The sequence below is a fragment of the Streptomyces sp. NPDC034043 genome, assembly GCF_055575675.1.
Map to the genome: position 1 here is coordinate 21,628 of NZ_JBVISF010000010.1, position 24,317 is coordinate 45,944.

22 protein-coding genes are annotated in these 24,317 nt (G+C 74.6%); 13 read left to right on the plus strand and 9 right to left on the minus strand.

Features of this window, described 5'->3' with window-relative positions:
* Positions 1–51: 51 nt before the first annotated feature.
* The gene (locus tag ACZ51S_RS23265) at positions 52–1,173 is read right to left on the minus strand and encodes a type ISP restriction/modification enzyme (protein ID WP_468961967.1); all 1,122 of its coding nucleotides are present in this window, start codon (positions 1,171–1,173) and stop codon (positions 52–54) included.
* A gap of 193 nt (positions 1,174–1,366) precedes the next feature.
* Here ACZ51S_RS23265 and ACZ51S_RS23270 point away from each other — a divergent pair, with 193 nt between their 5' ends.
* Positions 1,367–1,531 (plus strand): hypothetical protein, encoded by a 165-nt coding sequence (locus tag ACZ51S_RS23270; RefSeq protein ID WP_468476459.1) that lies wholly within the window; start codon positions 1,367–1,369, stop codon positions 1,529–1,531.
* 75 nt (positions 1,532–1,606) lie between these two features.
* Here ACZ51S_RS23270 and ACZ51S_RS23275 read toward each other — a convergent pair whose 3' ends face one another.
* The gene (locus ACZ51S_RS23275) at positions 1,607–2,356 is read right to left on the minus strand and encodes a GntR family transcriptional regulator (RefSeq protein WP_468173225.1); all 750 of its coding nucleotides are present in this window, start codon (positions 2,354–2,356) and stop codon (positions 1,607–1,609) included.
* A 69-nt stretch (positions 2,357–2,425) separates the two neighbouring features.
* Entirely contained in the window at positions 2,426–3,739 is a 1,314-nt protein-coding gene (gene hmgA / locus ACZ51S_RS23280) for a homogentisate 1,2-dioxygenase (protein ID WP_468961878.1), read from the minus strand.
* A 182-nt stretch (positions 3,740–3,921) separates the two neighbouring features.
* Here hmgA and ACZ51S_RS23285 point away from each other — a divergent pair, with 182 nt between their 5' ends.
* The 8 genes from ACZ51S_RS23285 (at position 3,922) to ACZ51S_RS23320 (ending at position 15,906) form a co-directional block, all read left to right on the plus strand.
* Entirely contained in the window at positions 3,922–6,075 is a 2,154-nt protein-coding gene (locus ACZ51S_RS23285) for a right-handed parallel beta-helix repeat-containing protein (RefSeq protein ID WP_468961880.1), read from the plus strand.
* A 145-nt stretch (positions 6,076–6,220) separates the two neighbouring features.
* Positions 6,221–7,039 (plus strand): cupredoxin domain-containing protein, encoded by an 819-nt coding sequence (locus ACZ51S_RS23290; protein WP_468803124.1) that lies wholly within the window; start codon positions 6,221–6,223, stop codon positions 7,037–7,039.
* A 182-nt stretch (positions 7,040–7,221) separates the two neighbouring features.
* Complete coding sequence (locus tag ACZ51S_RS23295) at positions 7,222–8,526, plus strand: hypothetical protein (RefSeq protein WP_468803122.1); 1,305 nt, start codon at positions 7,222–7,224, stop codon at positions 8,524–8,526.
* 44 nt (positions 8,527–8,570) lie between these two features.
* Complete coding sequence (locus tag ACZ51S_RS23300; RefSeq protein WP_468476455.1) at positions 8,571–9,191, plus strand: TetR/AcrR family transcriptional regulator; 621 nt, start codon at positions 8,571–8,573, stop codon at positions 9,189–9,191.
* Positions 9,192–9,415: 224 nt separating this feature from the next.
* Entirely contained in the window at positions 9,416–11,707 is a 2,292-nt protein-coding gene (locus ACZ51S_RS23305; protein ID WP_468961882.1) for a molybdopterin oxidoreductase family protein, read from the plus strand.
* Between the two features lie 73 nt (positions 11,708–11,780).
* Positions 11,781–13,247: a CitMHS family transporter gene (locus ACZ51S_RS23310; protein WP_468476453.1), complete on the plus strand. Its 1,467-nt coding sequence runs from the start codon at positions 11,781–11,783 to the stop codon at positions 13,245–13,247.
* Between the two features lie 98 nt (positions 13,248–13,345).
* Entirely contained in the window at positions 13,346–14,758 is a 1,413-nt protein-coding gene (locus ACZ51S_RS23315; protein WP_468961884.1) for an aldehyde dehydrogenase family protein, read from the plus strand.
* Positions 14,759–14,826: 68 nt separating this feature from the next.
* Positions 14,827–15,906: a Zn-dependent alcohol dehydrogenase gene (locus tag ACZ51S_RS23320; protein WP_468887588.1), complete on the plus strand. Its 1,080-nt coding sequence runs from the start codon at positions 14,827–14,829 to the stop codon at positions 15,904–15,906.
* An 81-nt stretch (positions 15,907–15,987) separates the two neighbouring features.
* Here ACZ51S_RS23320 and ACZ51S_RS23325 read toward each other — a convergent pair whose 3' ends face one another.
* On the minus strand, positions 15,988–16,638 hold the full coding sequence (locus ACZ51S_RS23325) for a TetR/AcrR family transcriptional regulator (RefSeq protein WP_468961887.1): 651 nt from the start codon (positions 16,636–16,638) through the stop codon (positions 15,988–15,990).
* Positions 16,639–16,723: 85 nt separating this feature from the next.
* Between ACZ51S_RS23325 and ACZ51S_RS23330 the strand changes: the two genes are divergently transcribed.
* The 3 genes from ACZ51S_RS23330 (at position 16,724) to ACZ51S_RS23340 (ending at position 19,047) form a co-directional block, all read left to right on the plus strand.
* Positions 16,724–17,878, plus strand: coding sequence for an acyl-CoA dehydrogenase family protein (locus ACZ51S_RS23330; RefSeq protein WP_468476449.1), 1,155 nt, complete (start codon positions 16,724–16,726; stop codon positions 17,876–17,878).
* Between the two features lie 106 nt (positions 17,879–17,984).
* Complete coding sequence (locus ACZ51S_RS23335; RefSeq protein ID WP_388943481.1) at positions 17,985–18,272, plus strand: YiaA/YiaB family inner membrane protein; 288 nt, start codon at positions 17,985–17,987, stop codon at positions 18,270–18,272.
* A 130-nt stretch (positions 18,273–18,402) separates the two neighbouring features.
* The gene (locus ACZ51S_RS23340; RefSeq protein WP_468476448.1) at positions 18,403–19,047 is read left to right on the plus strand and encodes a TetR/AcrR family transcriptional regulator; all 645 of its coding nucleotides are present in this window, start codon (positions 18,403–18,405) and stop codon (positions 19,045–19,047) included.
* Here ACZ51S_RS23340 and ACZ51S_RS23345 read toward each other — a convergent pair.
* Positions 19,038–19,499, minus strand: a complete 462-nt coding sequence (locus ACZ51S_RS23345; RefSeq protein WP_468961889.1) for a MaoC family dehydratase — start codon at positions 19,497–19,499, stop codon at positions 19,038–19,040. The genes ACZ51S_RS23340 and ACZ51S_RS23345 overlap by 10 nt on opposite strands.
* Positions 19,500–19,681: 182 nt before the next feature.
* On the opposite strand from ACZ51S_RS23345, the gene soxR reads away from it, so the two are divergent.
* Positions 19,682–20,131, plus strand: coding sequence for a redox-sensitive transcriptional activator SoxR (gene soxR / locus ACZ51S_RS23350; protein ID WP_388943488.1), 450 nt, complete (start codon positions 19,682–19,684; stop codon positions 20,129–20,131).
* Here soxR and ACZ51S_RS23355 read toward each other — a convergent pair.
* From ACZ51S_RS23355 to ACZ51S_RS23370, 4 genes are all read right to left on the minus strand, one after another.
* Complete coding sequence (locus tag ACZ51S_RS23355; protein ID WP_468476446.1) at positions 20,106–20,870, minus strand: 3-keto-5-aminohexanoate cleavage protein; 765 nt, start codon at positions 20,868–20,870, stop codon at positions 20,106–20,108. The genes soxR and ACZ51S_RS23355 overlap by 26 nt on opposite strands.
* Positions 20,867–21,463: a hypothetical protein gene (locus tag ACZ51S_RS23360; protein ID WP_388943492.1), complete on the minus strand. Its 597-nt coding sequence runs from the start codon at positions 21,461–21,463 to the stop codon at positions 20,867–20,869. Before ACZ51S_RS23360 ends, ACZ51S_RS23355 begins: the two co-directional genes overlap by 4 nt.
* A 150-nt stretch (positions 21,464–21,613) precedes the next feature.
* Entirely contained in the window at positions 21,614–22,918 is a 1,305-nt protein-coding gene (locus tag ACZ51S_RS23365) for a serine-threonine protein kinase (protein WP_468961891.1), read from the minus strand.
* A 108-nt stretch (positions 22,919–23,026) separates the two neighbouring features.
* Positions 23,027–24,274, minus strand: coding sequence for an exo-beta-N-acetylmuramidase NamZ family protein (locus tag ACZ51S_RS23370; protein WP_468803035.1), 1,248 nt, complete (start codon positions 24,272–24,274; stop codon positions 23,027–23,029).
* Positions 24,275–24,317: the final 43 nt, after the last annotated feature.

The window sequence follows — 24,317 nt, forward strand, 5'->3', positions numbered from 1 at the left end:
CCGCCCCGGCCGGGCGGACGCCCCGCCCCGGCCGGCACCGTGCCCGCCCGGTCACAGCAGCGCGAACTGCCCGCCCGGCCCCTCCTCCTGGTGGTCCAGCACCGAAGCCGGCCGCCGGGCCCAGCGCGGCGGCGGCAGGACCCCGGCGGCCTCCAGCTCCGCGGCCGGCAGTGGCGGCCCGGGCCTGAACGCTTCCCGCTCCGGCGCCAGATCCGCCAGCAGCGCCAGGGTCGTCACCTGGGCGAGCAGCTCGGAGGTCCAGGCCCGCGGCCACTCGGCCGGCCCCAGCCCCTCCAGCCCCCGCGCCTGCGGATCCCGGTGCGCGCAGCGGGCGGCGAACCACGCCTCGAGCACCCGGACGCCCTGGACCTCGTACTCCCAGGCCCCCGCCGGGACGGGGGAGACGACCCCGTCGCCCAGCGTCAGCGCCTCGGTCTCCGGGTCGTGGCCGAGCCCCGCCGGCCAGCCCGTGACCGCCGCCCGGACATAGGGCCGCCGCCCGCCGGGCAGCCGGGGCGGCTCCCCGCCGCGCGCCCCGCGCAGCTGGACGGACAGCAGCCGCCGGCCCAGCTCCAGGCCGGCCCGCCAGTGCTCCGGGTCGGCCGCGAGCGGGACCTCGTACCCCCGGGGGCCCGGCCGGCCCGCGGCCAGGATCCAGCACAGCACGTCCTCCGCCGTGACCCGGCCGCCGAGGCGCCCGCCCAGCAGGGGCAGCAGACCCGGCGCGAGGTTCGGCTCGGCCCCGCCCGGGCGCCGGTGCAGCGGGCGGATCCGGCCGAGCCGGCCCGCCGGGAGGTGCGCGGTGGCCAGCAGGCCGGGGGCCTCCAGCAGGAACACCTGGCGGGCGTCCCGGACCCGCCACAGCTCGGGGCGCGCGGAGTCGATGAGCCGCTGGTCGGGCAGCAGCCACTGCTCGTCGAAGGGCGCGCGGAGCACCCGTACCGGATCGGGGAAGGGGCCGGGCGCCTCGGCGAAGCGGGCGGTGGCCGAGCGCTGCCCGGGCAGGGCGGCCGCCCCGGCGGACGGCGTACGGGTCCGGCTCGGGCGGAAGAGGCGCTCCCGCTCCGCCCCTTCGGCGCCGGTCAGGGCCGTCCAGCGGGCGCGGAGCGTGCCGGGATCGGGTGCCGCCACCCAGTCCCGGCCCAGGCGCAGGCCCCCCACGGCCCAGGGCATCAGATCGTCCAGCAGCGGTACGTCAGCGCTCACCCGGCAGATGGTAGCGACGGGCAGCGGGGCCCGGGCCGTGTCCCGGCCGAAGCGTTACGCTCCTTGTGTACGCATCCGCCCACGTATGTGATATGCGGCTCGCACCTGGCGGCCCGGGCACGGCACGGGCCGTGGGCGCGGCGGCACGGAGGAGTCGGCCATGAGCATGTACGACGAGTACTCGACGCCCTCGCAGGCCGAGGGCGAGCGGCTCGACGAGGACATGGACGAGCGGGAGAAGACCCAGCGGCACCCGCAGACGACGCGCACCACGCCCTCCCAGGCGGAGGGCGAGCGCACCGCGGACGAGCAGGACGAGAAGTGACGGCCGTGCCGCGCCGCCGGCTCCGGGGGCGCCGGGCCCGGAATCCCGGGGCCGGCGGCGCCGGCACGCCGTCCGTCAGGGCGCCTCGACCGTCACCGTGAAGGAGAACCGGTCGCCCCGGTACCGGATCCGGGCCACGTCGACGACCCGCCCGTCCTCGTCGTAGCTCACGCCCGTGCAGTGCAGGATCGGGCTCAGCAGCGGGACCTCCAGCAGCTCGGCCGTCACCGGGTCGGCGAGCCGCGCCTCGACGGTGTCCGTGATCCGGCTGATGCGTACGCCGACCACGTCGCGCAGCACCTTGGTCATCGGCCAGCGCTCCAGGTCCGCCAGGTCCACGGCCCCGGCCAGCTCGGGGCGCACCGCGTTCTCCACCCAGTTCGTGGGCTCCCCGCTCTCGCCGTCACGCCGGAGCCTGCGGTACGTGACCACCTCCGGCGTGTCCGGGAAGTGCTCCAGCAGCTCCCCGGACACCGGCGTGCGCTCGTGGCCGAGCACCGTCGTCCGGCCCCCCGACTGCTGGGCCACGATCGCGTCCACCGAGCCGAGCAGCCGCACCGGGGCGCCGCGCGTCGCACCCGGCTCGATGAAGGTGCCGCGCCGCCGGTGCCGGCTGATGAGGCCCTCGCCCTCCAGCTCCTTGAGCGCCTGGCGCATGGTCAGCACGCTCACCCCGTAGTGCTCGGCGAGCCGCTCCTCGGTCGGCAGCCGCAGCGAGGCGTCCGGCGTGCGCCCCAGTATCGACGCGCGCAGGGACTGGGACACCTGGTACCAGAGCGGCAGCTTCCGGTTCAGCACCAGGGAGTCGGGGGCGAAGGCGGTCACGGGTGGTTCTCCGTAGGGGCTGGCTGTCCTCGGCCGCCGGGGCGGTGCGGAGGGCGGGGCAGGTGCATGTTAGGCACGGAAGTGCCGCTGGAGACCCTCCCATACGCCGTCGTATCCGCGCTGGAGGTGCTCCGCCCCCGCGGCCTGCGGGGTGGCGGTGATCGGCCAGCGGGTCTCGAACATGAAGGCCAGGCCGTCGTCGATCTTCTGCGGCTTCAGCTCGGCGGCGCTGGCCTTGTCGAACGTCTCCCGGTCCGGGCCGTGCGCGGACATCATGTTGTGCAGCGAGCCGCCGCCCGGCACGAACCCTTCGGCCTTGGCGTCGTAGGCGCCCTCGATCAGGCCCATGTACTCGCTCATCACGTTGCGGTGGAAGTACGGCGGGCGGAAGGTGTCCTCGCCGACCAGCCAGCGCGGGGCGAACACCACGAAGTCCACGCCCGCCAGGCCCGGCGTGTCGGAGGGCGAGGTCAGCACGGTGAAGATCGACGGGTCGGGGTGGTCGTAGCTGATGGACCCGATCACGTTGAAGCGGCGCAGGTCGTAGACGTACGGGACGTGCGTGCCGTGCCAGGCCACCACGTCGAGCGGGGAGTGGTCGTACGTCGCGGCCCAGAGGTTGCCGCAGAACTTGTTGACGACCTCGGTCGGGCGCTCGCTGTCCTCGTACGCGGCGACCGGGGCCCGGAAGTCCCGGGCGGCGGCCAGGCCGTTGGCGCCGATCGGCCCCAGGTCCGGGAGCTCGAAGGGCTGCCCGTAGTTCTCGCACACGTAGCCGCGGGCGTCGCCGTCCAGCAGCTCGACGCGGAAGCGGACGCCGCGCGGGATCAGTGCCACCTCGCCGGGACCGGCGCTCAGCAGGCCGAACTCGGTCCACAGCAGCAGGCCGCCGCGCTCGGGGACGATCAGCAGCTCGCCGTCCGAGTCGCTGAAGACCCGGTCGGTCATGGAGGCGTTGGCGGAGTACAGGTGCACGGCCATGCCGGTGCGCTGGGTGGCGTCGCCGTTGCCGCCCAGGGTCCACAGGCCGGCCACGAAGTCGGTGCCGGGGGCCGGGTCGGGCAGCGGGTTCCAGCGCAGCCGGTTGGGGTCCGGGACGGCGTCGGTGAAGGGCGCGGTGCGCACGGCGCCGTTGTCCACGCGGGTGAACGCCGGGTGCGCGGCGGAGGGGCGGATCCGGTAGAGCCACGAACGGCGGTTGCGGCGGCGCGGCTCGGTGAAGGCGCTGCCGCTCAGCTGCTCGGCGTAGAGGCCGAGGGCCGCGCGCTGGGGGGAGTTCCGGCCGAGCGGGAGTGCGCCGGGGACGGCCTCCGAGCTGTGCTCGTTGCCGAAGCCGGTGAGGTACTCCAGCGCCTCCGCCGTCTTCCTGGCCTGCTCACTCATGGGCTGCTCCCGCTCCGTCGAAGGAATCCTATGGCTGACAGTAGGATTCGCGGCGCCCCACGTCAACGCCGTGTTGCCGCCACCGGCCGGAATCCCCTCCGGGCCGGGGCGCGCGGGACCGGCGCCACGGGATCGTGCGCGGGGGGATCCCAAAAGATGAACATTGCTCTACTCTCTCGCGCATGTCGTGGACCCGCAGGTTCCCTGCCGTGCCGGCGGCGCTCCTCGCCGCCCTCCTCGCCCTCCTGTCACTCCTCGCCGCCGCGCCCGCCGCCCGCGCGCACGAGGAGCGCCCCGTCGCCTTCCCCGACGGCACCGGATCCGTCCCCGCGTACCGTGCCGCCGAGCCCGACCTGCTGGTCTGCAAGACCGGCCGGCCCGACTTCGAACGCCGCGTGGCCGGCTTCCCGCAGGAACTCCGGCAGCGCAACCTCGACCTCTACGAACGCTGCGAGAAGAGCGGCTACCGCCACCTCCAGGAGGCCGTCGACGCCGTCGACCGGCCGGGCATGAACATCGCGGTCCTGCCCGGCCTCTACGAGGAGGAGCCCTCACTGCCCGGGCCGACGGGGGAGTGCGCGCGGCTCAAGGCCCCCAACTCCGCCCTCGGCTACCAGATCCTGTCGTACGAGCAGCAGGAGAAGTGCCGGCACAACCAGAACCTCGTCGCCATCCTCGGCAAGACGAACCTCCAGATCGAGGGCACGGGCGCCACCCGCACGGACGTCGTCATCGACGCCAAGTATCAGAAGCTGAACGCCATCCGCGCCGACCGGTCCAACGGGATCTACTTCCGCAACTTCACCGCACAGCGCACCACCTTCAACGCCCTGTACGTACTCGCCGGCGACGGCTTCGTCATCGACGACGTCCTGACCCGCTGGAACGACGAGTACGGCTTCCTGACCTTCGCCAGCGACCACGGCCTCTACAAGAACTGCGAGTCCTACGGCAACGGGGACTCGGGCATCTACCCCGGCAGCGCCTCCGACATCAACGAGGGCCGCGGCTACGACGTGCCCCGCTACTCCATCGAGATCACCGGCTGCCGCAGCCACCACAACATGGTCGGCTACTCCGGCACCGCCGGGGACTCGGTGTGGGTCCACGACAACGAGTTCGACCAGAACATGGGCGGCGCATCGATGGACAGCGCCTTCCCCGGACACCCCGGGCTCCCCCAGAACCACGCCCGCTTCGAACGCAACCTGATCCACGACAACAACGCCGACTACTACCACTACGTCGCCGACGGCACCTGCGCCAAACCGCCCGCCGAACGCGGCTACGAGCAGGGCGTGGTCTGCCCGCAGATCTCCATGCCGCCCGGCACCGGCATCATCACCGCCGGGGGCAACTGGAACCTCTACGAGGGCAACTGGGTGTACGGGCACCGGCGCGCGGGCTTCTTCCTCAGCGCCGTACCGGCCTTCATCCGCGGCGAGGAGCGGTGGTCCAAGCAGACCGACACCTCCCACCACAACCGGTACGCGGGCAACGTCCTCGGCAAGGACAGGTCCGGGGCATCCCGTCCCAACGGCACCGACGTGTGGTGGGACGGCCAGGGCCGGGGGAACTGCTGGCAGGACGGCCCGGACGGCTCCACGCCCGGCACGCTCCCGCAGTGCGGCAAGGAGCGCGGACAGGTCAGCGGATCCGCGGCCCGGCTGGTGGGCGAACCGGTGAAGCTCACCCAGCTGATGGTCTGCGCCGACTACAACGTCCAGGCCCGCAAGCTCCCGGCGGGCTGCGACTGGTACGGCGCCCGGGGCCTGGAACGGGTCGAGACCCAGATCGCCGTGGCGGTGGCGGCGGTGCTGCTGCTGGTCGGCGGCACCCTGTGGTGGCGCAGGCTGCGCGGCTCCCGGACGGGCACGGTGGCCTCGCTGCTGGGGCTGGCCGGCCTGGCCCTGGACGTGGCCGGCTCCACGATGCCCCTGGTGGACACCCCCGTCCCGGCGCTGGCCCTGCTCCTGCTCGGCCTGTGGTGGACCGGTGCCGGCCTGGCGCTGCGCCCCGAACGCCCCTGGCTGGCGCGCCTCACCCTGCTCCTGGGCGCCCTGACCCTGCTGGACGCCTTCGACAAGGCCGTGCTGATGATCCCGTGGATCCCGCTGAGCCCCGCCTGGGTACGGGCCCTGGTCGCGGTGGTGTGGGTGCTGTGGGCGGTCGTCGCGTCGGCCCGCCCGGGCCCGAGCGCACCGGCCCGTCCCGCCGGCCCCGGTGACGGCCCGGCAGGCGACCGTGCCCCGGTCCCGGCGGGCCCCGCACCGGCACTGAGCACCACCGCCGACCTCCCCGCCCCCGCCCCCCGCCCCGACGGCAGCACCGCATGACCACCCCGCTCCCGCCCAGGCCGGCCCGCCCCATGACCGGAGTGCCGCAGTGACCGTCCCCGCACAGACCCGCATCCGGTGCGACGCGTGCCCGACGCCCGCCCCCCGCACCCCCCCGCAGCGGCGCTCCGCCCGCACGGCGGCGCTGGCGGCCCTGCTCCTGCTGGTCGCGGGCGGTGCGGCGACGGGCTGCGGAGGCCGGGCCACCACCCACCACAAACCCGGCACCACCCACGAACAGGCCTCCGGCAGCGCCGGCACCCTGCTCGACACCCAGGACGGCGGCGGCCACCGCCTGCGCGAGGTCCCGGCCCAGGGCGCACCCGAGGTCAAGCTCACGGCCCGCCCCGACCCGGAGGACGGCTGGAACCTCCAACTGGCCGTCGCCCGCTTCCGCTTCACCCCCGACAGCGTCGGCGGCGCCGCGCTCACCGGCGCCGGCCACGCCCACCTGGAGCTCGACGGCCGCAAGCTGGCCCGGGTGTACGGCCCCTGGTTCCACCTGCCCGCGGCCCAGGTGCCCGAGGGCGCGCACACCCTGACCGTCCGCCTGTACGCCGACGACCACACCGTCTGGGCCGTGGCCGGCAAGCCGGTCGAGGCGGCGGTGACGCTGACCGCGGGCCCCCCGGGCGGGGGAACCCACAGCCACCCCGCATCCCCGCCGGCCGGCGCACCGGCGACCCGGCCGGCCCCGGCGGCCGACCGGACCGTCACCCTCGCCGTCCGGGACGGGAAGGTGGTACCCGCCACCGGCCGCACCGAGCTGAAACGAGGCGAGCGCCTCGCCCTGCGCGTCACCAGCGACCGCGCCGACACCCTGCACGTCCACGGCTACGACGAGGAACTCGCCCTGCCCGCCGGCCAGGAGGCCACCCTGGTCCTGACGGCCGACCGCACGGGCCTCTTCGAGGTCGAGACCCACGAGTCCCGGCTCGTCCTGACCCAGCTCCTCGTCCGATGAGTCCCCTGGCCGCCCTGGTCCCGCTCGGCGCGGCCACCGCCGGAGCCGGACCGGCACTCACCGCCGCCGCCCTCCCGGCCCGCGCCGCGGCAGCCCCCGGATGGCCCGCCGTGCAGCCGGTATGGCCCGCCGCGCCCCCCGGATGGCCCGCCGCGCAGCCGGGCCCCGGGCCGGCCCAGGGCGTGGTCCTTCACCCGGCCGACCCGTCGACCCTGCTCGCGCACGGGATCGGATCCCAGCACGATCTGCCGATCTCCCCCTTCTACGCCTTCGCCGGAGCCTTCGCGGCGCTCTTCGTCTCCTTCCTCGCACTCGGCCTCCTGTGGTCCGCCTCCCGCTTCCGCGGCGACCGCTCCGGCCTCGCCCTGCCCGCCGGGCTCCAGCGGGTGGCCGACGCGCCGGTCACCCGCACCGCCCTGCGCGGGCTCGGTCTCGCCGCGGCCCTCGCCGTGCTCCTCCACCTCCTCCTCGGTCCCGACGACCCCGGCCGCAACCCCGCTCCCGGCGCCGTCTACGTCCTGCTGTGGGTCGGGATCGTGCCCGCCTCCCTTCTCCTCGGCCCCGTCTGGCGCCTCCTCAACCCGCTGCGCACCCTGCACCTCCTGCTCTCCCGGGCCCGGCGCCGGCCGCCCGGGGCCGGCCGTCCCCTGCCGCCCCGGGTCGGCCAATGGCCGGCCGCCGCCGGACTGTTCGGCTTCACCTGGCTCGAACTCGTCGCTCCCGATCCCGCGTCCACCACCACCCTCCTGTGCGCCCTCACCGCCTACACCGCCACCCACCTGCTGCTCGCCGCCCGCTTCGGCGAGAGCTGGTTCGCCGAGGCCGACGCCTTCGAGGTCTACTCCGGCCTCCTGGCCCGGCTCTCACCCCTCGGCCGACGCAACGACGGCCGCCTGGTCCTGCGCAACCCCTTCCACGGACTCGACGCGACACCCGAGCGGCCCGGACTCGTCGCCACCGTCTGCGTCCTGCTCGGCTCCACCGCCTACGACGGCTACTCCGACAACCCCTCCTGGATCGACACCCTTCAGACCTCCCCTCTCGGCCGCACCCCCACGGCCACGCTCGGGCTGCTCGCCTCCATCGCCCTCGTCGCCACCCTGTACTGCCTGTGCGCCGCGGCCACCCGCCTCGTCAGCGGTCCTCACCCGCGACCGCTGACCGCCTTCGCGCACTCACTCGTGCCGATCGCCCTCGGCTATCTCACCGCCCATTACTTCTCCCTCCTCGTCACCGAAGGACCACGCACGGTAAGCATGGCACTCGGCACTGACAACGCCCCCGATCCCAGTCCCCCCTTGGGTCCGGGCGGCCTCGCCGCCCTCCAGGTGATCGCCGTCGTCGTTGGCCACGTACTCGGTGTGATCGCCGCCCACGACCGGTCCGTACGCCTCTTCCCGCCGGACAGGGCGGTGGCGGGACAACTGCCGCTGCTGGCGCTGATGATCACGTACACGATCGGCGGGCTGACCCTCCTGCTGAACTGAGGACCGCGCCCGCACCGCTGGACCCACGAGCCAGGAGCGGCATGATGGACCCCGTGCCTCCCGCCCACCCCCTGCGCAGGACCCCGGTCCAGCAGCGCAGCGCCGACCGCCTCGCCCGGATCCTCGACGCCTGCGCGGAACTCCTCGACGAGACCGGCTACGAGAACCTCAGCACCCGCGCCGTCGCCCTGCGCGCCGGCGTGCCCATCGGCTCGGTCTACCGCTTCTTCGGGAACAAGAGGGCCATGGCCGTCGCCCTCGCCCAGCGCAACCTCGAGCAGTACGCCGAGGGCATCGAGCGGCGGCTCGCCCTGCTCCCGGCCACTCATTGGCGGCCCGTCGTCGACGCCGTGCTGGACGAGTACCTCGCCATGAAGCGGAGCGTCCCCGGCTTCGCCCTCGTCGACTTCGGGGTGCCCGCCCCGCCCGCCGAAGGCCCCGCCTCCGACCCCAACGACCTGGTCGCCGCCCGTCTGACCGGGCTCCTGTGCGCCCACCTCGGGCTCGCCCCCGGCCCGGAACTGTCCCGGGCGGTCCTGGTGGCCGTCGAGGCGACGGACGCACTGGTCCAGCTGGCCTTCCGGGCCGATCCGGCCGGGGACGCCGGCATCGTCGCCGAGACCCGCGCCATGATGCACGCCTACCTGGCCCGGGTCCTGGACTGACCCCCCGCGTACGAGCTCCCCGAGGCGCAGGGCCGGCGGCGGCGGGCGTGAACGCGCGGCCCCGACCCCCTCCCCAGCGTGCCTACCGGTCGGTATGCTCGGTGCGCCGCCCGCCCCACCCCCGTCCGACGCGCGTACCGCCGCTCCACGCCTGCCGCGTCCGTGGCGCACGGCGGGCCACCGGTCCGCGCCCGCGCCGCAGCCTGCCGCCCCGAGGAGGGCCCATGCCCCGCACCGCCCCGCGCATCTGCCCCCTCTGCGAAGCCACCTGCGGCCTCACCCTCACCATCGAGGGCACCACCGTCACCGGAGCCCGCGGCGACCGCGACGACGTCTTCAGCCGCGGCTTCGTCTGCCCCAAGGGCGCCGCCTTCGGAGCCCTCGACGCCGACCCCGACCGGCTGCGCACCCCCCTCGTCCGCCGCGACGGGCAGCTGCGGGAGGCCACCTGGGAAGAGGCCTACGAGACCATCGCCGCCGCCGTCCCCGCCCTCGTCCGCGAGCACGGCGCCCAGGCCGTCGGCATCGTGCTCGGCAACCCCAACGTCCACACCATGGCCGGCGCCCTCTACCCGCCGCTCCTCGTCAACGCCGTCGGCACCCGCAACCTCTTCACCGCCAGCACCCTCGACCAGATGCCCAAGCACGTCTCCAGCGGGCTGCTGTTCGGCGACCCCTTCGCCATCCCCGTGCCCGACCTCGACCGCACCGACTTCCTCCTGCTGATCGGCGCCAACCCGGTCGAGTCCAACGGCTCCCTGTGCACCGCCCCCGACTTCCCCGGCAGGCTCAAGGCACTGCGGGCCCGCGGCGGCACGCTCGTCGTCGTCGACCCGCGCCGGACCCGCACCGCCCGGCTCGCCGACCGCCACCTCGCACCCCGCCCGGGCAGCGACGCGCTGCTCCTCGCCGCGCTCGCCCACACCCTGCTCACCGAGAAGCTCACCAATCCCGGAGCGCTGACGGAACACATCGAAGGGCTACGGGAACTCACCGACGCCCTCGGGAGTTTCACTCCTGAGGCGGTCGCCCCCGCCTGCGACCTGCCGGCCGACACGATCCGCGCCCTCGCCCGGGATCTGGCGGCCGCGCCGACCGCCGCCGTCTACGGGCGGATCGGCAGCTGCACCGTCGAGTACGGGACGCTCGCCAGCTGGCTGGTGGACGTACTGAACATCCTCACCGGCAACCTCGACCGCCCGGGCGGAGCCCTCTTCCCCCTCCCTGCGGCCGGTCCCCGGCCCCGTCCCGCCGGGCCCGGCAGGGGGTTCGCCCTCGGCCGCTGGCGCAGCCGGGTCAGCGGGCACCCCGAGGCCAAGAGCGAACTGCCCACCGCCGCCCTGGCCGAGGAGATCGACACCCCGGGGGAGGGGCGCATCCGCGCCCTGATCGCCATCGCGGCCAATCCGGTGCTGTCCGCCCCCGACGGCCGGCGGCTCGACGCCGCCCTCGCGGGGCTCGACTTCATGGTCAGCGTCGACCCGTACCTCAACGAGACCTCGCGCCACGCCGACGTCGTCCTGCCCCCGCCGCCGCCCTCGCAGAGCGCGCACCACGACTTCGCCTTCAACGGGTTCGCCGTCCGCAACCAGGTCCGCTACACCCGGCCCGCCGTCCCCCTCGAAGCGGACCGGCTCGACGAGTGCGAGATCCACGCCCGCCTCGTCCTGGCCGTCTCGGGCATGCACGGCTCCGCCCAGCCGTCCGCCGTCGACGACATGGCGATCCAGGGCGCCCTCGCCAAGGAGACCGCCGACCGACGCTCCCCCCTGTACGGCGAGGACCCGCAGCGCCTGGCCGTTCTCCTCACCGGCGAAACCGGCCCGGAGCGCCGACTCGACCTGATGCTCCGGCTGGGCCCGTACGGAGACCTGTTCGGCGCCGCCGTCCGCCCCGGTGGCAGCGGCGCCGACGACGGTGCGCGGCCCCGCGCGGGCACGCCCGAGGAGACGGCCGGGCTCACCCTGGAGCGGCTCCTGGCCCACCCGCACGGCATCGACCTGGGCCCGCTGCGCCCCCGGCTCCCGGGCCTGCTCCGGACCCGCAGCGGCAGGATCGAGCTGCTCCCGGAGCCGATCGCGGCCGAGCTCCCCAGGCTGCGCGGGGCGCTCGCCGCCCGCCCCGCCGCCCTGGTGCTCGTGGGCCGCCGCCACCTGCGGTCCAACAACAGCTGGCTGCACAACGTCCCGGCCCTGGTCGGAGGTTCCAACCGCTGCACCCTCCACGTCCATCCGCTGGACGCGGACCGGCTCGGCCTGTCCGACGGCGGCCGGGCCCGGATCACCGCGGACGGAGGCGGCCTGGAGGTGCCGGTGGAGGTCACCGACGCAGTCCGCCCGGGTGTGGTCAGCCTCCCGCACGGCTGGGGCCACGACCGGCCGGGCACCCGGCTCACGGTGGCCGGGGCCGACCCGGGGGTCAACGTGAACCAGCTGCTCGACGGCACCCGCCTCGACCCGCTGTCGGGCACCGCGGTGCTCAACGGCTTCCCGGTCACCCTGGCACCCCTGCCCTGAGCTGGGGTTTTGCTCGTATTGCTCACGCGCGGACGTCTTGTTGGCGCAAGGAGGCGGCACCTACCTTCCCTGCATGCTGACCTTCCTCGGCTTCGCCATGATCGCGACCTTCCTGGTCCTGATCATGCTGAAGAAAATGTCGCCCATCGCGGCGCTCGTCCTCATCCCCGCGCTCTTCTGCGTGTTCGCCGGAAAGGGCGCGCACCTGGGGGACTACGTCATCGACGGCGTCGGCAAGCTCGCCCCCACCGCCGCCATGCTGATGTTCGCCATCGTCTACTTCGGCGTGATGATCGACGTCGGCCTCTTCGACCCGATCGTCCGGGGCATCCTGCGCTTCTGCAAGGCCGACCCCGTGCGGGTGGTGGTCGGTACGGCCGTACTCGCCGCGATCGTCTCCCTCGACGGCGACGGATCGACCACCTTCATGATCACGGTTTCGGCCATGTACCCGCTCTACAAGCGGCTCGGCCTGAGCCTGGTCGTCATGACCGGCGTCGCCGCGACCGCCAACGGCGTGATGAACACCCTGCCCTGGGGCGGTCCCACCGCCCGCGCGGCCACCGCGCTCAAGCTCGACGCGGCGGACGTCTTCGTCCCGATGATCCCGGCGCTCGCCGTCGGCCTGCTGTTCGTCTTCGTCCTGTCCTACGTCCTCGGCGTCAGGGAGCGCCGCCGGATCGGCACCCTGGTGATGCCGGGCACGGAGACCGTGGAGGAGGACCTGGTGACGGCCGGTCCCGGCGCCGGGGAGCCCGCCGCGGGCATCCGTACCGCCGGCTCCGCCCCGGCCTCCGCCGCGAGCCCCCGTACCTCCGGCGCTGCGGGCTCCGAGTCCGGTCCGGTGGCCGCCGCCGCGGGCCCCGGAGCGGGCGCCGCCCTGCCCGACGGCGACGGCTTCCAGGGCCTGGACCCCGAGCGCCCGACCCTGCGCCCCCGCCTCTACTGGTTCAACGCGGGCCTCACCGTCGCCCTGCTCACCGCGATGATCATGGAGCTGCTGCCCATCCCGGTCCTCTTCCTGCTCGGCGCGGCCCTCGCCCTCACGGTGAACTTCCCCCACATGCCGGACCAGAAGGCCCGGATCGCCGCCCACGCGGACAACGTCCTCAACGTCGCCGGCATGGTCTTCGCCGCCGCCGTCTTCACCGGCGTCCTCACCGGAACCGGCATGGTCAAGCACATGGCCGACTGGCTCGTCGGCGCCATCCCCGAGGGCATGGGCCCGCACATGGCCCTGGTCACCGGTCTGCTGAGCCTGCCCCTCACCTACTTCATGTCGAACGACGGCTTCTACTTCGGCGTCCTGCCGGTGCTGGCCGAGGCGGGCGCCGCCCACGGGGTCTCCCCGCTCGAGATCGCCCGGGCCTCCCTGGTCGGCCAGGCCCTGCACATGTCCAGTCCGCTGGTTCCGGCGGTCTACGTCCTCGTCGGCATGGCCAGGGTCGAGTTCGGCGACCACACCCGGTTCACGGTGAAATGGGCTGCCCTCACCTCCCTCGTGGTCCTGGGCGCGGGGATGCTTTTCGGCATCATCTGACCTCCGGGCCCCCGGCCGACCGAAAACTACCGGCGCTAGTTTGTAGGGTGGGCTGGCGAAGTCGGTCCATGCGTTCGGACGTGCTCGGGAGGAATGCCATGAAGGCCCATGACGGGATGTACATCGGCGGGGAATGGCGGCCCGCCGCCGGAGCCGGCCGGATCGAGGTGGTCAACCCGGCCGACGAGCAGGTCATCGCCGCCGTCCCGGCCGGTACCGCCGAGGACGTGGACGCGGCCGTACGCGCGGCCCGCGCGGCGTTCCCCGGCTGGGCGGCCACGGCTCCGGCCGAGCGGGCCGCCCTGATAGGCGCCCTGCGCGACGTGCTGGTCGCCCGCAAGGACGAGTTCGCCGAGACCATCACCGCCGAGCTCGGCTCCCCGCTCGGCTTCGCGGAGGCCGTCCACGTCGGCGCGCCGATCGCGGTGGCCTCCTCGTACGCCGAACTGGCCGCCTCCCACGACTTCGAGGAGCGCGTCGGGAACTCCGCCGTGTTCCTCGAGCCGGTCGGCGTGGTCGGGGCCATCACGCCGTGGAACTATCCCCTGCACCAGGTCGTTGCCAAGGTGGCACCCGCTCTCGCCGCCGGCTGCACCATCGTCCTCAAGCCGGCCGAGGACACCCCGCTGACCGCACAGCTCTTCGCCGAAGCCGTGCACGAGGCGGGCATCCCGGCCGGAGTCTTCAACCTGGTCACCGGCACCGGCCCGGTCGCCGGCCAGGCGCTGGCCGAGCACGACGGAGTCGACCTCGTCTCCTTCACCGGCTCGACCGCCGTCGGCAGGAAGATCGGCGCCATCGCCGGCGCGGCCGTCAAGCGCGTCGCCCTCGAGCTGGGCGGCAAGTCGGCGAACGTCATCCTGCCCGGGGCCGATCTGGCCAAGGCGGTCAAGGCCGGCGTCGGGCACGTCATGAACAACTCCGGCCAGAGCTGCAACGCCCTCACCCGCATGCTCGTCCACCGGGACCAGTACGAGGAGGCCGTCGCCCTCGCGGCCGCCGCCGTCGCCTCCTACCCCCCGGGCGACCCCCGCGACCGGGGCACCCGCCTCGGGCCGGTCGTCAACGCCGCTCAGCGCGACCGCGTCCGCTCCTACATCGCCAAGGGCGTCGCGGAAGGCGCGCGTCTCGTCGCGGGCGGACTCGACGCGCCCCACGGGCGCGGGTACTTCGTCGCGCCGACCGTCTTCGCGGACGTCACCCCCGACATGGCCATCGCCCAGGAGGAGATCTTCGGCCCGGTGCTGGCGATCCTCCCCTACGAGGACCACGACGACGCCCTGCGCATCGCCAACGGGACGGTCTACGGCCTGGGCGGCGCGGTGTGGGCGGCGGACGAGGAGACGGCCGTGGCGTTCGCCCGCCGGATGGACACCGGCCAGGTGGACATCAACGGCGGCCGCTTCAACGTGCTCGCGCCCTTCGGCGGCTACAAGCAGTCGGGCATCGGCCGCGAGCTGGGCGCGCACGGCCTGGGGGAGTACCTCCAGACCAAGTCCCTCCAGTTCTGACACCCCCGGCCCCCAGGTCCCAGCAGCCCCACCACCCCCAGCAGCCTCACCACACGGAGACGACGACCATGGTCCGCGCCGCCATCCTGCCCGCTGTCGGAGCCCCGCTGGAGATACGGGAGATCGTGCTGCCCGATCCCGGACCCGGTCAGGTCCGGGTGCGGCTCGCCGCCGCCGGAGTCTGTCACTCCGACCTCTCCCTCACCGACGGCACCATGCGGGTGCCCGTTCCCGCCGTCCTCGGCCACGAGGGCGCGGGGACGGTCCTCGCCGTCGGCGACGGGGTCACCCACGTCTCCCCGGGCGACGGGGTGGTGCTCAACTGGGCTCCCTCCTGCGGGGAGTGCCACCACTGCCGGATCGGCGAGGTCTGGCTCTGCGCCAAGGCCCTGGCCGGGGTCGGCGCGGTGTACGCCCATGACGCCGAGGGCACCGAGCTGCACCCCGGGCTCAACGTCGCCGCCTTCGCCGAGGAGACCGTCGTCGCGGCGAACTGCGTGCTGCCCGCGCCCGCCGGGATCCCGCTCGCCGAGGCCGCCCTGCTCGGCTGTGCCGTCCTGACCGGCTACGGCGCCGTGCACCACAGCGCCCAGGTCCGCCCGGGCGAGTCGGTGGCGGTGTTCGGCGTCGGCGGGGTCGGCCTCGCGGCCCTCCAGGCCGCCCGGATCGCCCAGGCCGGGCCGATCGTGGCCGTCGACGTCTCCCCGGCGAAGGAGGAACTGGCCCGCGCGGCCGGGGCCACCGACTTCGTGCTCGCCTCGGACACCACCGCCAAGCAGATCCGCGCTCTCACCGGCGGGCAGGGCGCGGACGTCGCCGTCGAGTGCGTGGGCCGGGCCCGGACCATCCGCGCCGCCTGGGAGTCCACCCGCCGGGGCGGCCGCACCACCGTCGTCGGCATCGGCGGCAAGGACCAGCAGGTGAGTTTCCACGCGCTGGAGATCTTCCACTTCGCGCGCACCCTCAGCGGCTGCGTGTACGGCAACAGCGACCCGGCCCGCGACCTGCCGGTCATCGCCGAACACGTCCGCGCCGGCCGCCTCGACCTGGGCTCCATGGTCACCGACCGCATCACCCTCGACGGCATCCCGGCCGCCTTCGACGCGATGACCGAGGGCAAGGGCGGCCGCTCGCTGGTGGTGTTCTAGCCGCCCGCCCCGGGGGCCGCGCCGAGCGCCCGGCCCCCGGGCAGGCCCGCCCGGGGGGCGGCCACCCCCGGCCGCCGCCCCCTACACCCGCGGCGACCCCGCCCGCAGCCCCTCGTACTGGACGGTCAGGCCGTCCAGCAGGGCCGTCAGGCCCGTTTCGAAGGCACCCTCGTCCACCTCCCGCTGCCGTTCCGCCAGCAGGTGGGCCTGGCCCAGGTGCGGGTAGTCCGCCGGGTCGTACGCCGCCTCGTCGTCCACGAAACCCCGGGCGAAGGAGGCCATCGCCGAGCCCAGGATGAAGTACCGCATCAGCGCGCCGATGCGGGTCGCGTGGGCCGGAGGCCATCCCGCCGCCGTCATGGCGCCGAACACCGCGTCCGCCAGCCGCAGCCCCGCCGGGCGCCGGCCCGGCCCGCGCGCCAGCACCGGCACGATGTTCGGATGGTCCGCCAGGGCCTCCCGGTACGAATGCGCCCAGTCGTACAGCGCGCCCCGCCAGTCCTCGCCGCCGTCGAACATCGACAGGTCGACCTTCGCGCTCACCGCGTCCGCGACCGCGTCCAGGATCGCGTCCTTGGTGCGGAAGTGGTTGTAGAGCGAGGGTCCGCTCACCCCGAGGGCGGCGGCCAGCCGGCGCGTCGAGACCGCGTCCAGCCCCTCCGCGTCCACGAGCGCGCCCGCCGCCTCGACGATGCGGTCTCTGCTCAGGAGGGGGTTGCGCGGTCTGGCCATGCGCCACATAGTAGGCCCTGCCCCGACATAAACTACCGCTGCTAGTTTAAGAGCCGCGAGCGGCCGGCAGGCCCCGGAGGGACCCGTGAACCTGGAGCTCAGCGAGGAGCAGGAGGCCGTGCGCCGCCTCGCCCGCGCCTTCACCGACCGCGAGATCGTCCCGTACGCCGCCGAGTGGGACCGCGCGGAGAGCGTGGACCGCTCGATCGTGAGGAAACTCGGGGACCTCGGCTTCCTCGGCCTCACCGTCCCCGAGGAGTACGGCGGCTCCGGCGGTGACCACCTCTCCTACGTGCTGGTCACCGAGGAGCTCGGCCGCGGGGACTCCGCCGTGCGCGGCATTGTCTCCGTCTCCCTCGGCCTCGTCGCCAAGACCCTCGCCGCCTGGGGCACCGAGGAGCAGAAGCGGGCCTGGCTGCCGCGGCTGTGCTCCGGCGACGCGCTCGGCTGCTTCGGCCTGACCGAGCCCGGCACCGGCTCCGACGCGGCCGCCCTCACCACCCGCGCCGTGCGCGAGGGGGACGCGTACGTCATCACCGGCAGCAAGATGTTCATCACCAACGGCACCTGGGCCGACGTCGTCCTCCTCTTCGCCCGGACCGACGCCGGCACGCCCGGCCACCGGGGGATCTCCGCCTTCCTCGTCCCCGCCGACAGCCCCGGACTCACCCGCCGCGAGGTCCACGGCAAGCTCGGCCTGCGCGGCCAGGCCACCGCCGAACTCACCCTCGACGGTGTCCGCGTGCCCGCCTCCGCGATGCTCGGACCCGAGGGCAAGGGCTTCTCCGTGGCCATGTCGGCGCTGGCCAAGGGCCGGATGTCGGTGGCCGCCGGCTGCGTCGGCATCGCCCAGGCAGCGCTGGACGCGGCGGTCTCGTACGCGGGCCGGCGCGAGCAGTTCGGCAAGCCGATCGCCCGGCACCAGCTGGTCCAGGAGCTGATCGCCGACATCTCGGTCGACGTGGACGCGGCCCGGCTGCTGACCTGGCGGGTCGCCGACCTGATCGACCGCGGGCAGCCCTTCGCCACCGAGGCCTCCACCGCGAAGCTCTTCGCCTCCGAAGCCGCCGTGCGGGCCGCGGGGAACGCCCTCCAGGTGCACGGCGGCTACGGCTACGTCGACGAGTACCCGGCGGGGAAGCTGCTGCGCGACGCCCGTGTCATGACCCTCTACGAGGGCACCAGCCAGATCCAGAAGCTGCTCATCGGCCGCGCCCGCACCGGGGTTTCCGCCTTCTGAACCCCGGTCCTGGAGGGAAACCGCCGCGAGGGCGGGGGACGGTCTGAGTACCCGTCTGAGTACCCGTGCGGATGTGTCCCGGGTCACGGCGTCCGATCCTGGGCCCATGAACGAGACACCGGTCAAGCAGCAGCACACGGGGGCGTACTACGGCCAGGCCGTCGCCTCCTTCGGCATCGCCCTCGCAGCCGTGGCCATCGGGATCTACACCATGGACGTCGACGGCTGGGTCCGGGCCTTCCTCGGCATCGCCGTCCTCTACCTGACCACCTCGGCCTTCACCCTCGCCAAGGTCGTCCGCGACCGCCAGGAGGCGACGCAGATCGTCAGCCGGGTCGACCAGGCCCGGATGGAGAAGATCATGGCGGAGTACGACCCCTTCTCGCCGAAGTAGCCCGGAGCAGGCCCGCGACGCGGCCCCGGAGCGGCCCGCGTCGCGACCCGGGAGCGGTCACTGCCCTAAGCGCTTGCTCACCCTCCGGTAAGCTGGCGTCTTCCCAGTGGACGAAGAGGGTGGGCGAGCGATGGACAGCGCGGCGGAGACGACCGGCGGCTACCAGCCGTGGTCGGAGGTCACCCCCGACGCCGCGCGGCGGCTGCTCGTGGCCGCCGTCGAAGCCTTCGCGGAGCGCGGGTACCACGCGACGACCACCCGCGACATCGCCGGCCGCGCCGGCATGAGCCCCGCCGCCCTCTACATCCACTACAAGACCAAGGAAGAGCTGCTCCACCGGATCAGCCGGATAGGCCACGACAAGGCCCTGGAGATCCTGGAGACCGCCGCCTCCGGGCCGGGGGCGGCCGCCGACCGGCTGGACGCGGCCGTACGGTCCTTCGTGCGCTGGCACGCCGCGCACCACACCACCGCCCGCGTGGTCCAGTACGAGCTCGACGCGCTCGCCCCGGAGCACCGTTCCGAGATCGTCGCCCTGCGCCGGCTGAGCGACGCGGCCGTGCGCCGGATCCTGGCCGAGGGCGTGCGGGCGGGGGAGTTCGACGTCCCCGACGTCCCGGGCACCACGCTGGCCGTGCTGTCGCTGTGCATCGACGTGGCCCGCTGGTTCAGCACCGCCGGACCGCGCACGCCCGACGAGGTCGGAGCGCTGTACGCCGACCTCGTGCTCCGGATGGTGGGCGCGCGCCCGGCCCCCGGGACGGCTCAGAAGTAGTAGCGGGACACCGACTCCGCGACGCACACCGGCTTCTCGCCGCCCTCGCGCTCGACGGTCACGGTCGCCGCGACCTGTACGCCCTCGCCCGCCTCGGTGACCGCCGTGATGACGGCCGCGGCGCGCAGCCGCGAGCCGACCGGGACCGGGGCCGGGAAACGCACCTTGTCCGTGCCGTAGTTGATGCCCATCCGCATGCCCTCGACCCGCATGACCTGCGGCACCAGGCTCGGCAGCAGCGACAGCGTCAGGTAGCCGTGCGCGATGGTGGACCCGAAGGGGCCGGTGGCGGCGCGCTCCGGGTCCACGTGGATCCACTGGTGGTCCCCGGTCGCGTCCGCGAAGAGGTCGATCCGCTTCTGGTCCACCTCCAGCCATCCGCTCGGGCCGAGCGTCTCGCCGATGCTGGCGCGCAGCTCCTCGGCGGATGTGAAGATCCTCGGTTCGGCCATGCCCTGCCCCTGTCTTCCGCTGTCCACTGCCGGCTTCCGCAGTCCGCCGCCGGTTCCGGTGCCGATACCGATGCCGGTTCCTCCTTTCCGGCCCCGGTTCCGGCGCTCAGGCGAATAAGCGCTTGCTCAGCATGCTGGGGCCTGGTGCGTCTGTCAACGGACCTCCGGCTAGGCTCGGGCGTGTGCCGCAGATTCCCGAGAAAGTCCACGAACTGACCGTCGGCCAGCTGTCCGCGCGCAGCGGGGCGGCCGTCTCCGCCCTGCACTTCTACGAGACCAAGGGCCTGATCAGCAGCCGCCGCACCGCCGGCAACCAGCGCCGCTACAGCCGTGAGGCGCTGCGCCGGGTCGCCTTCGTACGCGCCGCCCAGCGCGTCGGCATACCGCTCGCCAGCATCCGCGAGGCCCTGGCCGAACTGCCGGAGGAGCGCACCCCCACACCGGCGGACTGGGCGCGCCTGTCCGAGAACTGGCGCACGGAACTGGACCAGCGGATCGAGCAACTCAGCCGTCTGCGCGACCACTTGTCCGACTGCATCGGCTGCGGCTGCCTCTCGCTGAAGAACTGCGCCCTGTCCAACCCGGACGACGTCTTCGGCGGGCGCCTCACCGGCTCCCGGCTGTCCCAGTAGCGGTCCGGTCCCGCAACTCCAGTGCGGCCGCCACCAGTTCGGCGTTCGAGCGCGCCGGCCGCCCGTCCGGCAGGTGCAGCACCTGCGCCACGCCGATCCGCGCGCCCGCACCGCACCGCGCGGCCAGCCGCAGCACCGGCCAGGCGGCGGCCTCCCGCCCGTACAGCACCACCGGCACCGGCGGCAGCCAGCGCAGGCCCGCCACCAGCGCCGGGTCGGCCTCCGCCAGCTCCACCACCAGCCGGACCCGCCCCGGCGCCGGAGCGGCCCACTCCAGGAACCGGGCCAGCGGCTCCGGCCCGGCCCCGCCCCCGAGCGGCACCACCGCGTCCACCGCCACCCCCCGCTCCAGCAGGGCGTGCGCCAGCTCCCGCGCACCGGGCTCCGCGAACGGCACCGCCGCCCGGTCCGGCAACACCGTCCAGGACCGCACCCGTTCCAGCCGCCCCGCCGCGTCCGGCTCGGCCGCGACACCCGCCGGAACCGTCAGAGGTACGCGGACCCCCGCGCCGCGCACTTCCTCCAGCAGGGGCCCGACCACGCGGGGCGAGAGGCTCTCCCGCCCGCAGGGGGTCCTCGGGTGCACCAGCACCTCGCCGGCCCCGGCGGCCACCGCCTCCAGCGCAGCCCGGGCCAGATCCGCCGGGGACAGCGGCACCGCCGCCCCGTCGGCCGCGTCCCGCGAGCCGTTCAACGCGGCCTGGAGCACTGCCGCACCGGCGCCGCGCGGCCCGCTCACGCCGCGCCCGCCGCCTGGTGCACCACCGCCGAGCCCGCCAGCGCCGGCCGGGGCACCACGATGCCGCAGCCCCCGCAGACCGGCCCGTCCCACGACCACGCCCCGGCCCACGACCCCGGCCCCGCCAGCCCGGCGGGCCAGAACAGCTCCTCCTCGCCGCAGACCGGGCACCCCGTCCCCGGCTCCGACTCCAGCGCCGAGACCAGCCGCCGCAGCACCTCGCCCAGCGTCCCCTCCGGGCGCACCCCCGGATCGGCGCACCGCACCACGGCGTCCCCGCTGCCGCCCCAGGCCCACTCCGGCCGCCGCACCCCGTCGTGCTTCTCGCGTCTGCGCCGCTCCGCGAACTGCCGCTCGTACTCCAGCCAGACCGCCCGCGCGTCCTCCAGCTCCTCCAGTGCCGCGACGAGCCGCAGGGGATCCGCGCCACGGTCCTCCGGGGCTATCCCGTGCCGGTCGCACAGGTGCCACCACGTCGCCCGGTGCCCGTAGGGCGCGAAGCGCTCCAGGCAGCGCCGCAGCGAGTGGCGCCGCAGGGCCCGGTCGTTGCGCGCGTCGCGCACCTGATAGGCCAGACTCCGAAAACCTGCCAACGTACCTTCACCTCCGCCGTGCCCTGCCCATACCCGTGACCGCGTCACTCCGTCGAACGAAGCGACCCCCCGCGACGTGCCCAACATGCCCGGCGGGCTGTGGGCGCATGCGGGGGCGGTCGAGGCGTACGGGTGGCACATGGCCGGAAATCAGCGCCCCATGCGTCCCGCGGCCACCACGATCCGGGCGAGTTCCGCATGGCAGATGTCGCTGTGCGCCCCCGACGGAGCGCCGCCCCGCCGGACCACGGAGCCCGCGTCCACACTGACGCAACCGGCCTCCGGCAGCCCGTCCCGCAGGGCGGCCTCCAGGCTCAGCCGCCGCGCGCCGGACACCGCCCGCACCCCGTCGTGCCCGACCGCGCCCCACCGCTCGTCGAGACCGAGCAGACCGGCCGAATCGCCCGCCATCCGGGAGGCCAGCGGATAGAACACCCGCAGCGCCGAGTCGTGGACGGAGTGGCAGGCCACCACCGGCCCGTCCACCCTGCGCTGGAGTCCGCCCAGTGCGCCGCCGCGCCCCCGGTCGTGGGGCAGGCGGTCGCTGAACGCGTAGTGGGAGAAGGCCCCCTGGAGCAGCGTCAGCGACTTCACGTGCCGGGCGCCGTCCGGTACGGCCCGCAAGGAGAAGGACACCACCCGGGCGCCGAAGCTGTGGCCGATCAGATGGACGCGCAGGGCCGGCCGGCGTCCCGCGAGGTCGGTGAGGACGGGGCCGAGCCCGTGCTCGCCGACCACCCCGGACCGCTTCTTCATCTCGTAGTACGTGGCCTGGCGCAGCAGCTCCTTGGCCCCGCGCCACAGGGAGCGCGGCCCGCCGCCGAGGGCGGCTCCGGGTACGGATTCCGCCTCGGCCAGGGCCTCGGTCAGCTTCCCGCACACCTCCAGGGTGTCCAGTACGAAAACGGCCGGAACCCCCGGCGCGACGGCCGGCACCCCCGCCGCGGCAGCCGGGCCCGCCGGCTCGGCGTGCACCAGCTGCCGTACCAGCGACCCGAATTCGGCGAACGCCGCCGGCGACTGCGGCCGCTCCGCGAGCAGCGCGGCAACCCGGTCCAGCTCCGCTTCCCGTCCCGGCCAGAACACCGCGAGGGCCGCGCGCGCGGCGGCGTCCAGCGCCGTACCGGACTCCGCCCCCGGCAGCGCGCCGTGCGGTTCGAAGTCCGGTATCGGCTCGTCAGGGAAGCGGATCGAGGGCCACACCACCCCCACGTACCCCAGCCGCACCCCTGTTCCCACCAGCCCCGGGAAGGGGGCGAAGAAGCGGTCGAAGAGCCTGGTCGAGGTGGACCGGTCGCTGTTCCAGCCGTGGGCGAAGACCAGCAGGTCAGTCGCCTCGATCCGGGCCACCGCCGCCCTGGCGGCCGGATCCACGTCGCCCTGGGCGTCGAAGGTCAGCTCCCGGTACGGGCCCACCCCGATCCCCGTTCCGGCCGCACCGCCGCTGTCCGCCATGGCCTCCCCCTTCACCCGCGCAGCCTCCGGTGCTCGCAGCATCCCGCCGCGGGGCCGCGTCGGCCAGACCCGTGACGTCACCGGTCCGTGCGGAAGCCCCCGCCCGCGTCACGGGTACAGCAGGTACCGCTCCCGCACGGCCGAGAACCGCGCCAGCCCCGCCTCCCAGGCGCCCGCGATCTCCTCCACCCCGGCGCCCGCGTCCACCATCGTCCGCACCCGGTCCGAGCCGGTCAGCCGGTCGATCCAGTGGTCCGCCCGCCAGCCGAACCCGCTCCACACCCGCCGCGCCGTCACCAGCAGCCCGATCCCCGCACGCACCGGGTCGAAGGCCTCCCGGTCGTGCACCACCAGCCGGACCCCGCCGCAGAGCCTTCCGGCGTGCTTCGAGAACGCGGGCGTGAACCAGGTCTCCCGGAACCACACCCCGGGCAGCCCCAGCCCGTTCGCGGCCTCCGCCCACCGCCGGTCCACGCCCTCCGCGCCGACCACCTCGAAGGGCGTGGTCGTACCCCGGCCCTCGGACAGGCTGGTGCCCTCGAAGAGGCAGGTCCCCGCGTACGCGAGCGCCGTGTCCGGGGTCGGCATGTTCGGGCTCGGCGGCACCCACGGCAGCCCCGTCGCCCCGAAGAACGACTCCCGGCGCCACCCCGACATCGGCACCGTCCGCAGCCGTACCCGTCCGGCTCCCGGGAACTCGCCGTTGAAGAGCAGGGCCAGCTCCGCCGCCGTCATCCCGTGCGCCAGCGCGATCGGCTCCCGGCCCACGAAGCTCGCGTACGCCCGCTCCAGCACCGGCCCGGCCGCCCGCCGCCCGCCCACCGGATTGGGCCGGTCCAGCACCACCACCGCCTTGCCCGCCAGCGCGGCCGCGCGCATGCAGTCGTACAGGGTCCAGATGTAGGTGTAGAAACGCGCCCCCACGTCCTGGATGTCGAAGACGACCGTGTCGATCCCCGCCGCCGTGAACACGTCCGCGAGCCCCTGCCCGCTCTTGCCGTACGTGTCGTACACCGGCAGCCCGGTGGCCGGGTCCCGGGTGGCCGCCTCGGACCCGCCCGCCTGCGCCGTCCCCCGGAAGCCGTGCTCCGGCCCGAACACCGCCACCAGGTCCACCCGCTCGTCGGCGTGCAGTACGTCGACGAGGTGGCGGGCGTCGGCGGTGATCCCGGTGGGGTTGGTGACCACCCCGATCCGCTGCCCGGCGAGTTCCGCGTACCCGCCGGCGGCGAGCCGCTCGAAACCGGTACGCACCCGCCCGGCCGCGGCCCCCGCCGCCGCGCCCGCGGGGACGACCGCACCCGCCGCCCCCATGGCTCCCGCCAGTCCCAGCACCCCGCGTCGCGACAGAGTCATCCCGCCACGCTAGGCCCCGCACCCCTTCCGCCGTCACATACCG

Excerpts from the sequence above, each read along its gene's own strand:
- ACZ51S_RS23265 (WP_468961967.1), bottom strand. The coding sequence starts at position 1,173 with ATGCCCTGGGCCGTGGGGGGCCTGCGCCTGGGCCGGGACTGGGTGGCG.
- ACZ51S_RS23270 (WP_468476459.1), top strand. The coding sequence starts at position 1,367 with ATGAGCATGTACGACGAGTACTCGACGCCCTCGCAGGCCGAGGGCGAG.
- hmgA (WP_468961878.1), bottom strand. The coding sequence starts at position 3,739 with ATGAGTGAGCAGGCCAGGAAGACGGCGGAGGCGCTGGAGTACCTCACC.
- ACZ51S_RS23285 (WP_468961880.1), top strand. The coding sequence starts at position 3,922 with ATGTCGTGGACCCGCAGGTTCCCTGCCGTGCCGGCGGCGCTCCTCGCC.
- ACZ51S_RS23300 (WP_468476455.1), top strand. The coding sequence starts at position 8,571 with ATGGACCCCGTGCCTCCCGCCCACCCCCTGCGCAGGACCCCGGTCCAG.
- ACZ51S_RS23305 (WP_468961882.1), top strand. The coding sequence starts at position 9,416 with ATGCCCCGCACCGCCCCGCGCATCTGCCCCCTCTGCGAAGCCACCTGC.
- ACZ51S_RS23310 (WP_468476453.1), top strand. The coding sequence starts at position 11,781 with ATGCTGACCTTCCTCGGCTTCGCCATGATCGCGACCTTCCTGGTCCTG.
- ACZ51S_RS23315 (WP_468961884.1), top strand. The coding sequence starts at position 13,346 with ATGAAGGCCCATGACGGGATGTACATCGGCGGGGAATGGCGGCCCGCC.
- ACZ51S_RS23320 (WP_468887588.1), top strand. The coding sequence starts at position 14,827 with ATGGTCCGCGCCGCCATCCTGCCCGCTGTCGGAGCCCCGCTGGAGATA.
- ACZ51S_RS23325 (WP_468961887.1), bottom strand. The coding sequence starts at position 16,638 with ATGGCCAGACCGCGCAACCCCCTCCTGAGCAGAGACCGCATCGTCGAG.
- ACZ51S_RS23335 (WP_388943481.1), top strand. The coding sequence starts at position 17,985 with ATGAACGAGACACCGGTCAAGCAGCAGCACACGGGGGCGTACTACGGC.
- ACZ51S_RS23340 (WP_468476448.1), top strand. The coding sequence starts at position 18,403 with ATGGACAGCGCGGCGGAGACGACCGGCGGCTACCAGCCGTGGTCGGAG.
- ACZ51S_RS23345 (WP_468961889.1), bottom strand. The coding sequence starts at position 19,499 with ATGGCCGAACCGAGGATCTTCACATCCGCCGAGGAGCTGCGCGCCAGC.
- ACZ51S_RS23365 (WP_468961891.1), bottom strand. The coding sequence starts at position 22,918 with ATGGCGGACAGCGGCGGTGCGGCCGGAACGGGGATCGGGGTGGGCCCG.
- ACZ51S_RS23370 (WP_468803035.1), bottom strand. The coding sequence starts at position 24,274 with ATGACTCTGTCGCGACGCGGGGTGCTGGGACTGGCGGGAGCCATGGGG.